This is a genomic window from Thermohahella caldifontis (assembly GCF_041153465.1).
GTDB lineage: Bacteria > Pseudomonadota > Gammaproteobacteria > Pseudomonadales > Oleiphilaceae > Thermohahella > Thermohahella caldifontis.
The window spans coordinates 2,240,742-2,255,449 of the sequence record NZ_CP154858.1 but is presented as its reverse complement, the minus strand read 5'-3'; the positions used below and the strand labels follow the sequence as shown (position 1 = coordinate 2,255,449).

Below are 14,708 nucleotides of genomic sequence, written 5' to 3'. Positions count from 1 at the left end.
TTTTTACAGAAAACGGCCAGTGTATCCGGGGAGGATTCATGAGCGACCACAAGAATACCATTTACTATACCTTTACTGACGAAGCACCCATGCTGGCGACCGTGTCGCTGCTGCCGGTGATTCAGACCTTTACCAATGCCGCCGGCATTGAAGTCAAGGTGACGGACATTTCTCTGGCAGGACGCATTCTGTCAGCCTTCCCGGACTATCTGGAAGAAGGTCAGCAGGTGGAAGACGGCCTGGCCTTCCTGGGCAAGCTGACTCAGGACCCCGGTGCCAATATCATCAAGCTCCCCAATATCAGCGCGTCTGTCCCCCAGCTCAAGGCCTGCATCAAGGAACTTCAGTCTCAGGGCTACAAGGTTCCGGATTACCCCGAAAACCCGGCCAACGAAAAAGAGCAGGAAATTCACGACCGCTACAGCAAGATTCTTGGTAGTGCCGTCAACCCGGTGCTGCGCGAGGGCAACTCTGACCGTCGTGCACCCAAGGCCGTCAAGAACTATGCCCGCAAGTATCCGCACAGCATGGGTTACTGGAGCAAGGCCTCCCAGACGCATGCGGACTGGATGCGCGACGGTGACTTCTTCTCCAGCGAGCAGTCCGTGACGGTGGAAGACGCTACCGATGTGCGACTGGAGTTCGTCAACCAGGCCGGTGAAGTGGAAGTCAAGAAAACCCTGAGCCTGGAGCCCGGCGAAATTCTCGACAGCATGCGCATGAGCGTGAAGAAGCTGCGTGCGTTCTTCGAGGAGACGCTGGAAGACTGCAAGAAGACAGGCGTCATGTGGTCCCTGCACGTCAAGGCGACCATGATGAAGATTTCCCATCCCATCGTGTTCGGCCATGCCGTGACCGTTTTTTACAAGGACGTGTTCGACAAGCACGGTGAACTGTTCAGGGAGCTGGGCGTCAACCCGAATAACGGTATCAGCGACGTGTACACCAAGATCAAGTCGCTGCCGTACTCCAAGCTGGAAGAGCTGCTCGAAGACCTGCACGCGGTGTACGAGCACCGTCCGGACCTGGCCATGGTGGACTCCGTCAAGCGGATCACCAACCTGCACGTGCCCAGCGACGTGATTGTGGACGCTTCCATGCCGGCCATGATCCGCAACGGTGGCAAGATGTGGGGCAAGGACGGCAAGCCGAAGGATGTGAAGGCGGTGATGCCGGAGCGGACCTATGCCCGTATCTATCAGGAGATCATCAACTTCTGCAAGACCCATGGCGCCTTTGATCCGACCAAAATCGGCACCGTGCCCAACGTGGGCCTGATGGCCCGCAAGGCCGAGGAATACGGTTCCAACGACAAGACCTGGGAAATGCAGGCAGACGGCATCATGCGCGTGGTGCGCGCCGATACCGGCGAGGTGCTGATGCAGCATGACGTGGAGAAGGGCGATATCTGGCGTGCCTGCCAGACCAAGGATGACGCGGTTCAGGACTGGGTGAAGCTGGCGGTGACCCGGTCACGCCTGTCCGGTATGCCTGCAGTCTTCTGGCTGGACGATGAACGTGCCCACGACCGCAACCTGATCGCCAAGGTGGAGCGTTATCTGAAGGATCACGATACCGAAGGCCTGGACATCCGCATCATGAACTACGAGTTCGCCATGCGTTACACCCTGGAGCGCATGATCCGCGGCAAGGACACCATCTCCGTGACCGGCAACATCCTGCGCGACTACCTGACCGACCTGTTCCCGATCATCGAGCTGGGCACTTCTGCCAAGATGCTGTCCATCGTGCCGATGCTCAAGGGCGGCTGCATGTATGAAACCGGTGCCGGCGGTTCCGCACCGCGTCACGTTCAGCAGGTTCAGGAAGAAAACCACCTGCGCTGGGATTCTCTGGGTGAGTTTCTGGCATTGACCGTGGCACTGGAAGACATGGCCCGCAAGCACGGCATCAAGGAAGCGGGCGTGCTCGGTGATGCACTGGATCGCGCCGTGGAGCGCATGCTGGAAGAAAACAAGGCGCCGTCCCGCAAGACCGGCGAGCTGGACAACCGGGGCAGTCATTTCTGGCTGGCGCTCTACTGGGCCCAGGAAGTGGCGAAGCACACCGAGGAGCCAGCCCTGGCGAAGCGGTTCGCTGCGCTGGCCGACAGGCTGGAAACCAACCGCGAGAAGATTCTCGAGGAAATGAGCGTGATTCAGGGTCACCCGGCCGATCTGGATGGCTACTATCACCCGTCCTGGGATTCGCTGGTGAAGGTCATGCGCCCGAGCGCCACCTTCAACCGCATTCTCGAAGAAGCCATGGCCTGACCATCGGCCGGGGCGGGGCAGTGCGCCTCGCCCGGTACTGCTTCTGCCAACCGAAAGCCGCGCACCCGCGCGGCTTTTGCGTGCCTGGCGTCCATTCACCAACGGATGACGTTCATTCGCAAGTCCGCCATCCGGGCACTTGTTACGGTAAGGCAAACCTTTCCCGGACAATAACCATAACAGGGAACCGGACATGACGGCTTACGACATCCTCATCGAAAACGGACGTTATTTCGACGGTACCGGCGGTCCGTCCGCCATCCGCCACCTGGCCATCCGCGACGGCCGGATCGCCCGGGTCACGGACACGCCCATTCCCCATGAACAGGCCGGTCGTGTGATCGACGCCCGCGGCTGCTGGGTCACCCCCGGATTTCTGGACACGCATACCCACTATGATGCGGAGCTGCTTGTCAGTCCGGGTCTCTCCGAGTCCGTACGCCATGGCGTGACCACCATCCTGGTGGGGAGCTGCTCGCTGAGCATGGTGTGCAGTGAGGCGGAGGACGCCTCGGACATTTTCACCCGCGTGGAAACCGTGCCCCGTGACCGGGTGCTGCCCATTCTGCAGGCCAACAAGACGTGGTCTTCCCCCACGGAATGGATCGATCATGTGAATACACTGCCCCTGGGGCCCAACGTGATCAGCTTTCTCGGGCACAGTGACCTGCGCACCTCGGTCATGGGCCTGGAGCGGGCCACGGACCGGGCGGAAATACCCGGCGAAGCCGAACTCAAGCGCATGGAAGCCCTCCTCCGTGAGGCACTGGACGCCGGTTTCCTGGGGCTCTCCACCATGTGCCTGAAATGGGACAAGGTGGACGGTGACCGGGCCTGGTCACGGAGCCTGCCCAGCACCTATGCCCGCTGGTCGGAAGTAACCCGGCTGAACCGGCTGGTGCGTGATTATGGCCGGGTGCATCAGGGTGCGCCCAATGCAGCACAGCCCCTGCAGGTGTTGCAGTACGTGCGGGAATGTCTGGGAATAGGACGGCGAGCCCTGAAAACCACGCTGATCAGTCAGATGGACCTCAAGGGCAGTGCCTACCTCACCAACTTGTCGCGGCTGACCTCCAAACTGGCCAACCTGCTGGGCGGCGACTTCCGCTGGCAGGTACTGCCCACTCCGTTTACCGTCTATGCAGACGGCATTGACGTGGTCTTTTTCGAGGAATTCGGGGCCGGGGAAATGGCCCTGGACCTGCGCGATCAGGTGGCCCGCAATGCCCTGCTCAAAGACGAAGCCTATCGCCGCGAGTTCCGCCGCTTTTATGGTGAAAAGCTCAGCCCGCGCGTCTGGCAACGGGATTTTGGTGATGCCCTGATCATCGACTGTCCCGACACCTCGCTCGTGGGACGCAACTTCGATGACGTGGCCCGGGAGCGCGGCATTCATGTGGTGGACCTGTTTCTGGATCTGGTGGTGGAGTTCGGGCAGCGGCTGCGCTGGGTGACCACCATCGGCAATCACCGCAAGCCGGTACTCAGGCGTCTGGTGAAGGACCCGAAGGCGCTGATCACCTTCAGTGATGCCGGTGCCCATATCCGCAACATGGCTTTCTACAACCTGCCCCTGCGACTGCTCAGGCTGGTGAAGGAAGCGATGGACGAGGGCCATCCCTTCATGACCCCGGAAGCGGCAATCCACCGCATCACCGGTGATCAGGCAGACTGGTTCGGTGTGGATGCGGGGCATATCCGCGAAGGCGACCGGGCTGATGTGGTGGTGCTGGACCCGAACGGGCTCGATCAGGATCTGGAAGCGGTCCACTGGGCAGAGATGGAAAATTTCGGACTCAAGCGCCTGGTCAACCGCAATCCCGGCGTGATCCGGCATGTGTTCATTCACGGCAGGCCGGCGGTGGAAAACGGTGAACCCCTGCCGGCGCTGGGACATGAGCACGGTTACGGCACCTATCTGCCGGCGGGGTGAGGCACGGAGGCCGGATCTTGTGCCGGCAGCACAATTCAGCCTGCCCTGAATGAGGGCGCCGCGCCCGAATCCTCTGACAGCACCTGCCGGTGTGAAACGAGCCATTGTTCCAGCTGACTGAAGGGCAGCGGGCGGCTGAAATGGTAGCCCTGCAGGTAGTCGCTGCCCATGTCGCGCAAAGCCTCGCTGATGGCCCGGTTTTCCACGCCTTCCGCAACCACCTCGAAGCCCAGGTCATGGCACATGTTGATCATGGTTCGGACAATCACCCTGTCACTCTCGTTCTGATCCAGCTTCATCACGAAGGACCGGTCGATCTTCACCTCACGCACCGGCAGGTCACGGATGTAACTGAAAGAAGAGTACCCGGTACCGAAGTCGTCAATGGAAAGTCGCACACCCATCTCATCCAGACCCTTCATCACGCTCAGCGCACGTGCCGGGTCAGCCATCATGGCGGTTTCGGTGATTTCCAGAATCAGCAGGCAGGCAGGGACCTGGTGGCTGTCCAGAATGGCCTGCAACCGCTGCACGAAATCCGGCTCCTTCAGGTTCACCGGTGAAATGTTGACGGCTACGGACAAGGGCAGGCCCTGGGCCGTCATCTCTGCCACGGTAGCCACCGCCTTGCGGATCACCCACTCCGTCAGCGCGTGAATGATCCCTGTTTTTTCGGCAATGGGGATGAACTCGTCCGGCGGCACGAAACCCAGCTCGGGATGATGCCAGCGCAACAGGGCCTCCAGGCTGTTGACGGAACCCGTACGCAGGCAGACCTTGGGCTGGAAATAGAGGCTGAGCTGATCGTTCTGCAACGCGCGGCGCAGTTCGCCCGCCAGTCGCAGCCGGCGGGCATTGTAAGGATTGAGCGCATCCGAGTAGCAGGTGACGAGCGCCTTCTCCCTGGCACCCACATCCACCGCGATCTGAGCGTGGCGAATGAGCGTGGCACCATCCTGTCCCGCCTCCGCAAAGCCGCTCAGGCCGGCCACGCCACCGGCATCAATGTTCAGATCATTGAACTCGAAGGGTTCGGCGGCCAGCCTGGCGAGGGTTTCAAAATGTTTGACGACCTCCGGATCCCGCGTGCTGTCCAGCAGCATGCCGAAGCTGACCCCCTCCAGGGCAAACAGATACCAGCGACGATCCCCGTCGGATTCCAGTGCAACCAGGCCCGGCATGTTCGCCGCACGGGTGTTGAGTATTTGCGAGATTTTCATCAGCAGCGCATCGGCCTGCAGGTGGCCGAGAGTCTTGTTCACCTCATGGAAACGCCGCAGATGAATGATGCCCAGCATCAGTGACCCCGGGGTGAACCCTTTCTGTGAAAGTGATCCGAACCAGTTTTCGAAATACGTTCGGTTGGGCAATCCGGTCAGAGGGTGGTGCAGGGCTGCATGCATCAACCGATTTTCGGCCTTCTCGCGCTGGCGGCTTTCCTCCAGCAGCCTCGCCTGGACCCGGAAACGGTGCTCGCGCTCGGCATTGAGCCGGTCGGCCAGTGCCATGGACAGCAGCACTGCCTCCATGGCCGAACCGAACTGCAGGCCATGCTCGGTCAGGAAAGTCCGTGGAATCCAGCCGAACTTGCTGAAGGCCAGCGCCAGGGCCGCCAGGGTGATGCAGAACCAGGCAATGCTGTAGAAACGGGCGATGGTATGGCCTCTGGCCCAGAGTACGGGCCCGGTCACCAGGCAGGCGGTTGAGGTGGGAATGACAATCGCCAGTGAAAGCTTGATGGACGCCTCGTAGGGCAACAACAACGACAGCCCGATGGCCAGCCAGGACAGCCATGTCATGACCCGGAAGAAGCGATCCGCGAAAGGTGCATGGGTTGCCGTATCGAGAAAGTTTCGGGTGAACAGGGAAGTGAAGAGCGTAATGCAGGGCACAAAGAACAGCAGCATCTGATCCTGCATGGCCGGCATGGTTTTCCAGAGGTATTGCGCCGGGAAGCCGCTGATGTGGAGCTGCACCATGGCAAAGCTGAAGACGAAGGCGATGTAGTACAGATACACACGCTCGCGCAGGGACACATACAGGAACAGATTGAACAGGATCATGACGAGCATCATCCCGTAGTAGAGCGCCTGACCCAGTACCCGTTCCTGATCCTTTACAAAGAAGGCGGTTTCGGACGCCAGCGTGACCGGGACCTGATGTGAGCTTTGGGTACGTATCCTGAGCAGAATCGTGGCCTGCTGACCCGGTGCCAATGACACCGGAAAAATGAAGTTGCGGTGCTCGATGGGGCGGTTGGCAAAGGGCCGCTGATCGCCGGTTTCATAGTGGTTCCTGATCAGACCGTCCGAAAGCAGGAAGAAGTCCACCTCGTCCAGCAGGGCGTAGCCCACCTCCAGCAGGCGGTATTGCTGCATGGTGCTGGTGTTTTCCACCTGAAGGCGGTACCAGTAAGCCGACGATGTGTAGCCGTGATTGGGCACCCGGGCGTTGCTGTGCTGCCAGTCAAGGCGGGTATCGTGCTGAATGTCCAGCACGCTCAGGCTGCCATCGGGATCTTCCAGATAGTCCAGGGCCTCGCCCAGTACCACCGGGCTGCTTATCTGGTTCAGCTGCAACGTGGCCGCCTGCGAAGGCAGGATACCCCACAGCAGAACAGGCAGCCAGATCATGGCGGCCGCCAGTTTTCGGATCAGACGCAACATTGGGCTACGCATTTCACGCTCACGGCATGATCGCTCGACATCCGGGACCCGATCCGGCTGCTCCATTGCTTGAATGGGGTCTGTGATTGGGCGCAAACAGCCTGACCAATACCGGTCCGGCCACAACCATGCTATCAAAGATAGGCGCGACAGGATGAGGCTGTCCAGAATCCGGGGGTGTCTTTTGGTTACGGAGTTTTTCTCAAGCCCGGAGAGTCAGGCAGCGCTTGCCCTGGTGCAGCGCAGCCCGCTGCCCGTGTGTCATGGTGTCAGCCGGCACCGTGCCGGGCATCAGTCTGCTTTTGCCTTGCCAGACCTGAGCTTTCGGGCCGTTTTCTTTCTGCGCCGGGTCTTGCGCGGCGGACGAATCCGGGCCAGTAATGGCCCCAGAAAAGGCTGATAGTGTTCCCAGTGAAGGACCAGAAGACCCACGAAGCAGAATACGGCGAAAAACAGGGCCATAAACGGCACGAACACCTTGTAGCCGAAACCGTCCACTGCTGCCCGTTTCGGATGGGCGGGGTCATAATACACCTTGACCAGCGATCCCTTCTCCTCCGGATCGTCGGTGGCAGTGGCGGAAACGACGTGGTAGAGCTGCTGATGCTTGTCACGGAAGGCGACCACACTCTGGAAATAATATTCGCCATAACTTCGGTCGAAGTACGAAACATGATCAACGACCATGCCGACTGTCTCGACCTTGTTTTCCAGGAACGTGATCATTTCTCTGAACTGCATCACGGAGATGCCCGGCAGGAGCAGACCCATGGCCAGGGTCTGAAATCTGAAAAAACCGTCAATGAAGCCGTGCACCTTGCTCTCCCTGTACGGAAGATGTTTGTTGATCCGGCGATCAGAATGCGACCCGCCAGGCCTGATTCAGACGTCTCACGTCCACAAAGAACTCAGTCCTGACCTCTGTGGTCAGGGTGTATCCTTCATTGCGCAGAAACAGCAGCGGGTAGGTCAGCGAGACCAGAACGGGGAGATCCCGGCCATCAGACAACAGGCAGGATGAATTGTCCGGTCTGGCATGTGAGGGGTGGCGGGGCGGCGTCATGAGCACCGGCTCCAGATTGACGGTGCCGAACTGCACCTCCAGCGTGCGTTCGAGAAACCGCTGGTAATCTTCGGGGATCTTCGCATGAAGCGGGAATGTGCAGCGTTGAAGCAAGGCGTTGTAAGTGCCCTCGCCGGGACGAACTGCCAGAGAAGGATAATCCTGTCGTCCCTTCAGCGGATCGAGTGCATCAGGCAAGTCGGATACCCGGGGAGCAAGGCGCTCAGTTTTGCCGAGCAGGAGGTGTACCAGGGTCTCTTCGGTCTGGTGAGCTGCGGGCACGAAAGGGTCGGGGCGCCGGAACTGCAATGGGTTTGCGGCAGAACCCGGGGTGATTTCAACATCCCGGATCCTGAGCAGAGCCCGCAGTTCCGCAGGATAACTGTAGTTTTCATCAAACCTGAAAGTGACATGAACGAGGGGCGTGAACAGGGCATCAAGTGTAGCCTCCGTGAATGCGACCGCGGTCTGTACCGGGAAAATACCGATGAACAACCATGGCAGACACCGGAGCACCGCCAACTGCCGGAAATGCGGAGCGTCTTCAGGCGGGCGGATCATGATCCTGACGAGGGTGTAAACATGGGCCAGTATCCACAGGGCCAGCAAAGTCAGGAAGATGCCGCTGAACAGCTCGAATCTGGCATCGAGCCAGGGCAGATCCATGACGAACAGAAGCAGCAGGGCGGGGCTGAAGAGTGTCGCCCATTTGAGCAGCGGGTAGCACCAGGGGCGGGAGGCCCTGAAGAAGGTCTTGTACTGCCGGGCCTCACTTTTGCCGGTGCCCCCGGCGTCCGTATTTCCCGGGGTGTGATCAATTACTCGTGTCCCGGGTTTGTCAATGACACGGACCCTGGGCTGGCCAATGATACGAGGGCCGGAATGCGATTCCCTTTCCATGGGCGACACCTGTCCTTGTTTCGGGTATTCAATCGGCAGGGCGGGAAGCAGCGCAATCAACCGCCTGGCTGACCGGCCATGCCTGCGCGGGCAAGTCTATCAGGAATCTGCCCGCAACTGAACCCGGTCAGAGGCGTGACATGGGTCCATGATGTCCGTATACTACGTGCCGCAATGGATTGTGTAGATCAGGTTTAACCCGGCTGCTTGCTGCAGGGAGTGCAGTCTGTCCCCGACATGAGCTCACCGCTCGCCAGTCTTCATGCCTCCCTGCTTCAGATAACGGGCCATGCCGTGGCTCCGGTGTTCCGGTGCGCGTGCCGGCTCCGAACTGAGTGCAGCCCGTTGAGCAACGCATTACCGGAAAAGGAATTCCGATGTCCGAAAACATTATCTGGATCGTTCTTTTGCTGGCCGCACTGGCTGCCCTCCTGCTGGCTTACCGGTTTTCTGACAAGGCGAAACCCGAGGAGATACGCAGACGGCTCTCGTCCCTGACGGCTTTTGAGGTGCAAACCCGGTTTCTCACCCCCGAGGTGCTCGCGGCATCTTTCGCATTCGGAAAAGGAGAGCTGGACACGGGTTCGCGCTGCATCAACACACTGATGGAGCCGTGCCTGCTTTATGCTTATGTCGATCAAAGCTGGGTGAATGAATGATGGTCCGGGTGCCGCGTTCTGCAAAGTGTTCCGTCCGTTTCATATGTGCCCCGGAGGCGAGGATGGTGGACCACACACCCCTTTTGATTGAATGGGCCAGGGATTTCCGGGGTGTTCCACCCGTGCTGAATGGAGTTTTCGCATGATGGCGTCCGCAGGAAAGCTGTTCAAGGCATTGCTGGCAGCAGGAATCGTTCTGCTTGCTTACAAGATATATACCTATGTGCCGGACTGGTTTGTATCCCGCGGTAAAAAACTGATGGTTCAGATCGAAACCGGTGAACGTTCGCTCGCTGAATTCAGCGAAGTCCTGTCCCGTGTCCGCAAGGATCCGGAGCGCTGGCAGGTTCTGCGTGACCCGGCACAGAAAGAATCCTGGGACAAGCGCCTGACGGAACTGACCCAAGCGTTCAAAGCAGAGCGGGACATCGTGGAGCGCGAGATCGAACCTGTGGTGAACGGTGACCGCATCTATCAGTCCTCTCTGAACAGCGTTCTGAAGGAGACTGAAACGAAGGTTCGTGGCCTCAATGACGAAATCCGGCGCCTGCTGCGACGCCCGGACCTGCTCTGGAAGATCCATGAAACAAGACACGAGATGCTGGGAGAGGCCGGGCGCTGGCTTGCTGACATTGAACAGACCTGCCGCAAGACGATTGACCGCTATTACAGGCGCCGGAAGGCCAACGGGGGGAGCACCTCCCTGGCGACGCCACCCGTTGTGCTGGATGTGTATTGCTCGGCCCGGAAGGATCAGGAGCGACTCCTCTGGAAATTTCCCGTCAGTTTCGAAGCACCAGCGAATCCCGGCATTGCCCGGCTGCTGTACCCGAGCAAACGTCGTACGTGGCAGGAAGCGGAAGAGCAGCTGATACGGATTGTGGAGATCCGCTCAAAGGCAGATGAGTACCTCGGCAGCGTGGCGCGCCAGGTCGCTGAAGACCGGCCGGATTACGATCTGCTGCTTTCGGCATACGAGCACCTGAGCAATGAGCGGAATGAAGCCCGGATGCTTGCCGATTCACTGGAAAGTCAGCTTGTGCAGCTGGATGAGCTGTCCATCAAGGTGCTGATTGACCAGCGTGTGACTTTCCGGATACGGATAAAGCGGGAGAGCTGGTGCGAGGAATCGGGTTGCAGCGGGAAAAGCGACTATGAATATCCGCCGATCAATGTGTCGGAGGAAGTCTATCGGTATTTCCATACACAGGCCCCACAGGAGCTCGCATTCGAAAAGGACGGTTTGATGGCTCTCCAGATCCCGGAAAAATGGTGGCGGGCACTGAGCCTTGACCCCCATGAATCCTGGCCTGAATCACATACCTCCGCGGTGTTTGTCGCAGAGGATCTGATCGAGCATACACAGCATTCATATGCCCGGGTCAGCAACGGACAGGTGACCTTTTCCCAGTGGGAGGATGTCAGCCCGGACTACTATCGGGAGCACTTTGAACATCTGGGCATGGCCATTGACTCGAAACCGCTGGGATGGTTCGAGGCTGAAGCGATCAAGACAGCCCAGCCGCCCGGACTGGTTCTCGTTGAACCGCCGGTAACCAAGGCCGGAGTCGTGTCCGGAGAGAATGCGTACGGCATGTGGAGACAGGATGAGCGAGGGACCTACTGGACGTTCCGGAATACCTATGGTGTGTTGTCACTCCTGATTCCCGGAGGACGCTATGATCTTGACACCTGGGTTGCATGGGTGAAGCAGGGTGAAGCAGAACTGCGCTCCCGGACCGCAAGTCAGGCCGCGCAACCCCCGATATTCCTGCCCGAATACTATGTCTATCGTCCGGATTTTTTCGGAGACCGGAACCAGTTCGGTACGTTCGGCAGGCTGACCTATACCGTGCCCCAGTTGCGCCACAGCGCCTTTGCCCTTGCCAATCCCCGCCTGGTCGCTGCGGCCCTCAATGGGGAGAATATCGGCAACCGGCCCGGATCCGGTGCTGGGTATACACCGGGTATCCCTACTACATTTCAGGTTACGGGGCCGGAGGCTATTCGGTTCGCTCGGCAGCGGATCAGTACCGCGGCAGGGGACCCGGCGGCTCCGGAAAATAGGCTATTGGCCGTTGATGCCCGCAGAGCTGCAGAAGCGTCCTCAAACACCGCAACTGCCGGATAATGCCCGGGCGCTTTGTGATAACCGCCAACTGCGACACTTTTGCGACACGCCGCGCGAAAAGACAGCGAAAAAGGCGCAATTTTGCGAGCCTTCAATTTTGCAATGTTGTTGTAACTGATTGATCTTTAAGAATGTGGCAGATATCAAGCGGGGATAAAACAAGAGGCTGGTGCCGGAAACAGGAATCGAACCTGCGACCTACTGATTACGAATCAGTTGCTCTACCGACTGAGCTATTCCGGCACGCGGCGGCTATTTTAACGTCTCGTTGCCCGGTATGAAAGAGTTTGTCGGTCTCATTGTTGGGAGCAAATAAACTGTCCGGACTTGTAGCACGTGATTTGTCCGGTTTCATGATCACCAAGGAGGTGAGCCATGAGACGGACAGAACTGCTACAGGAGATCCGGAAAATGCGATTCGAAGAAGCCTATACGGGATGGACCGAGAAACGGCTGACCCAGGAAGAGGCGGCGCGGCTGCTGGGGGTCTGTGAGCGGACCTTCCGGCGCTATATCGACCGCTACGAGGAGGAGGGCCTCGACGGCCTGATCGACAAGCGCCTGAGTCAGGTTTCCCACCGCAAGGCCCCGGTGGATGAGGTTCTACGCCTCGAGGCGCTCTACAAGGAGCGCTACGACGGCTGGAACATCAAACACTTCTACAGCTTCTACCGCGACCGTCACGGCGGCACACGCAGCTATACCTGGGTACGGAACACCTTGCAGAAGGCAGGCCTGGTCAAGAAGGCACCGGCTCGGGGTAAGCATCGTCGACGCCGCGAGCGGGCGCCCATGGTCGGCATGATGCTCCACCAGGATGGCTCCACCCACGAATGGGTTCCCGGCCACCACTGGGATCTGATCATCACCTTCGATGACGCCACCTCTGAGCACTACTCCATGTTCTTCGTCGAGGAGGAAGGCACGGCTTCGAGCTTCCAGGCCATGCGAGAGGTCATCACCGATCACGGCCTTCCCTCGAGCCTCTATACCGACCGGGGCAGTCACTACTGGCACACCCCCAAGGCCGGCGGCAAGGTCGACAAGTCCAACCTCACCCAGTTCGGCAGGGCCATGGCCCAGCTCGGGGTCGAGATGATCCCCGCCTATTCCCCCGAGGCCCGGGGCCGCTGTGAGCGCCAGTTCGCCACCCATCAGGGACGCCTGCCCAAGGAACTTGCAGCCCAGGGCATTACCACCATGGCGGCGGCCAACCGCTACCTTCGGGAGCACTACCTGCCGGCCTTCAACCGGGAGTTCTGCGTCAAACCCGCCGTCGAGGGCAGCGCCTTCGTGCCTTTCATCGGCCCTGGACTGGACGACATCCTGTGTGAGCAGTACGAACGCACCGTGAACAAGGACAACTGCGTCTCGTTCGAGGGACTCAAGCTGCAGATCCCTGCCGACCGCTATCGGCGCCATTACGTCAAGGCCAAGGTTCGGGTACACCGTTATCCTGATCGCTCCCTGGCGATCTTCCACGGCCCCAGAAGACTGGCCAGTTACACCCCAGAAGGCCTGCCCTTCGACCCCCTCGAACCTATTGATCAGGCACCGGCCAACGTCCGCTGCCAAGTCTGATCATCAGTGGACCCAAAGCGGACAGTTTATGTGCTACAAAACCGGACAGTTCTATTTGTTGCTAACAGAGTTTGTCGGTCTCATTCACCGGCTGCCGGGATATCAGCCAGGGGTGCCGGCGAAACGACCAGACATGACGACCGGTCGCTCGCTGCATTGCACACATCCTTTCAGGTGCTGAAACCTGACACGGCAAACCGCATCAGGCAGGCAACGGATCGCCTTCGTGTTTGCGCTGTTGAATCTCGTAGTTGAGACACTCCATGTACAGGCTCCACCAGGGGGTACTGAACGGATCGGCCACTTCCGTGGGCATGAGCCACCAGCGACCCCGTTCAATTTCGCTTTCGAGCTGACCGGGAGCCCATCCGCAATAGCCCACTCCCGTTTTCAGACGGGCAGGCTCCCGAAGGGTATCGAACCGGTCCAGAAAATCCATGTTCGTTGTGAAGCAGTATGGCCCCGCTTGCAGTGTCGGCGCGGGGATCAGGTGGGACTGATCTGTCAGCAACCACATCTGAGCGTCCTGTACCGGTCCGCCACAGAACAGGGGAAGCTCGCGCAGCCAGGGTTGCTTCAGGTGCGAGATGGGTGACCCTTCGCCACACAATGTGGCTCTGTGTGCCTTGGCTAAATCAACGCCCATGGCACCTTTCTCGTCGTGGGCCAGCAACAGGATGACACTGTAGGCAAATGGCGAACGGGCATGGTTATGGGGCGCTGCGGAAACCAGATAGCTGTTGGCCAGTGTGGTGGCCGTGTCATTGCGGGAGGTTTTCTTCTTTCCGAATCCAAACATGGTCAGGTCCTTCTGTTGAGTGAAAAACGCCGGTGTTCAACCGCACCGGACACCGGTGACGAGATCGCCGGCCAAGGGCAAAATGTTGCAGTGGTGATCTTGCGCATCGGCCATCACGCATCCGTGTCATTGCATTGAGCCGTCTTCTTTCGGTGAGACCGTGATGGCGCCCTCCCGGCCACGAAGGTGTCGTCAAGTTCCTGTCTCAGGATACGGATCCCTGGTTTCGCCTCGATGCCCAGCAAGACGTTTTCACCGGAAACAGCGAGGATCCGGATCCGGGTGTCCGGGCCGATGCGAATGTCCTGCTGCGCTCTGCGGCTTAATATCAGTGTCATGTTCACGTCCGTGTGAAGTGCCTGAGTACATGCCTGATCCGGAAAAACACAGGCACCATCCTGGCGCGGACGCCGCTGATGAATTTCCGGGCTTCAGAAAGGCGCGAGAGACCGACCCGGATGGACATGCAGCGCAGGGGCAGGGCGTCCACGCCGGACAGGCGAAATGACAAACAGGGTGAAAACCCCGCGGATCCTTGCGGAGCAGGCATCACGACATCCTTGTGATTGCTGGTTCAACGGCCGGATTATAGGAAACTTTGGCGTTCCGGATCAAGCGCGCGTCCTGGTACAGAGACCTGCAACGCAGCGAGCCTGCATTGCACCTTTCAATCTGATCCGGCTGGCTGACGCGCTGGGGTTGT

Annotated in this window: 10 protein-coding genes and 1 tRNA gene; 5 read left to right on the top strand and 6 right to left on the bottom strand. The window is 59.3% G+C overall.

All coding sequences use genetic code 11. From position 1 onward, the window contains the following. Positions 1-38: 38 nt before the first annotated feature. Complete coding sequence (locus tag AAIA72_RS10890) at positions 39-2,273, top strand: NADP-dependent isocitrate dehydrogenase (protein ID WP_369600342.1); 2,235 nt, start codon at positions 39-41, stop codon at positions 2,271-2,273. 193 nt (positions 2,274-2,466) lie between these two features. Further along, positions 2,467-4,206 carry an amidohydrolase family protein gene (locus AAIA72_RS10885; RefSeq protein ID WP_369600341.1) on the top strand — a complete coding sequence of 580 codons (1,740 nt, stop codon included), beginning with the start codon at positions 2,467-2,469 and terminating at the stop codon, positions 4,204-4,206. A 35-nt stretch (positions 4,207-4,241) separates the two neighbouring features. On the opposite strand, the gene AAIA72_RS10880 is transcribed toward AAIA72_RS10885, so the two are convergent. The 3 genes from AAIA72_RS10880 to AAIA72_RS10870 all read right to left on the bottom strand — a co-directional run bounded on the left by AAIA72_RS10880 (position 4,242) and on the right by AAIA72_RS10870 (position 8,835). After that, complete coding sequence (locus AAIA72_RS10880) at positions 4,242-6,872, bottom strand: EAL domain-containing protein (RefSeq protein ID WP_369600340.1); 2,631 nt, start codon at positions 6,870-6,872, stop codon at positions 4,242-4,244. A gap of 291 nt (positions 6,873-7,163) precedes the next feature. After that, on the bottom strand, positions 7,164-7,688 hold the full coding sequence (locus tag AAIA72_RS10875) for a DUF3592 domain-containing protein (protein WP_369600339.1): 525 nt from the start codon (positions 7,686-7,688) through the stop codon (positions 7,164-7,166). 40 nt (positions 7,689-7,728) lie between these two features. After that, positions 7,729-8,835 carry a hypothetical protein gene (locus AAIA72_RS10870; protein ID WP_369600338.1) on the bottom strand — a complete coding sequence of 369 codons (1,107 nt, stop codon included), beginning with the start codon at positions 8,833-8,835 and terminating at the stop codon, positions 7,729-7,731. A gap of 377 nt (positions 8,836-9,212) precedes the next feature. On the opposite strand from AAIA72_RS10870, the gene AAIA72_RS10865 reads away from it, so the two are divergent. Next, the gene (locus tag AAIA72_RS10865) at positions 9,213-9,494 is read left to right on the top strand and encodes a hypothetical protein (RefSeq protein ID WP_369600337.1); all 282 of its coding nucleotides are present in this window, start codon (positions 9,213-9,215) and stop codon (positions 9,492-9,494) included. Between the two features lie 142 nt (positions 9,495-9,636). Then, complete coding sequence (locus AAIA72_RS10860) at positions 9,637-11,625, top strand: hypothetical protein (protein ID WP_369600336.1); 1,989 nt, start codon at positions 9,637-9,639, stop codon at positions 11,623-11,625. A 167-nt stretch (positions 11,626-11,792) separates the two neighbouring features. On the opposite strand, the gene AAIA72_RS10855 is transcribed toward AAIA72_RS10860, so the two are convergent. After that, a tRNA-Thr gene (locus tag AAIA72_RS10855) sits at positions 11,793-11,868 on the bottom strand. A 168-nt stretch (positions 11,869-12,036) separates the two neighbouring features. Between AAIA72_RS10855 and AAIA72_RS10850 the strand changes: the two genes are divergently transcribed. Continuing rightward, positions 12,037-13,206: an ISNCY family transposase gene (locus AAIA72_RS10850; protein ID WP_369600308.1), complete on the top strand. Its 1,170-nt coding sequence runs from the start codon at positions 12,037-12,039 to the stop codon at positions 13,204-13,206. Between the two features lie 202 nt (positions 13,207-13,408). On the opposite strand, the gene AAIA72_RS10845 is transcribed toward AAIA72_RS10850, so the two are convergent. Together AAIA72_RS10845 and AAIA72_RS10840 are read right to left on the bottom strand one after the other, a co-directional pair. Further along, entirely contained in the window at positions 13,409-14,005 is a 597-nt protein-coding gene (locus tag AAIA72_RS10845) for a YqgE/AlgH family protein (protein WP_369600335.1), read from the bottom strand. 113 nt (positions 14,006-14,118) lie between these two features. Further along, positions 14,119-14,343, bottom strand: a complete 225-nt coding sequence (locus AAIA72_RS10840; protein WP_369600334.1) for a carbon storage regulator — start codon at positions 14,341-14,343, stop codon at positions 14,119-14,121. Between the last annotated feature and the right edge of the window lie 365 nt (positions 14,344-14,708).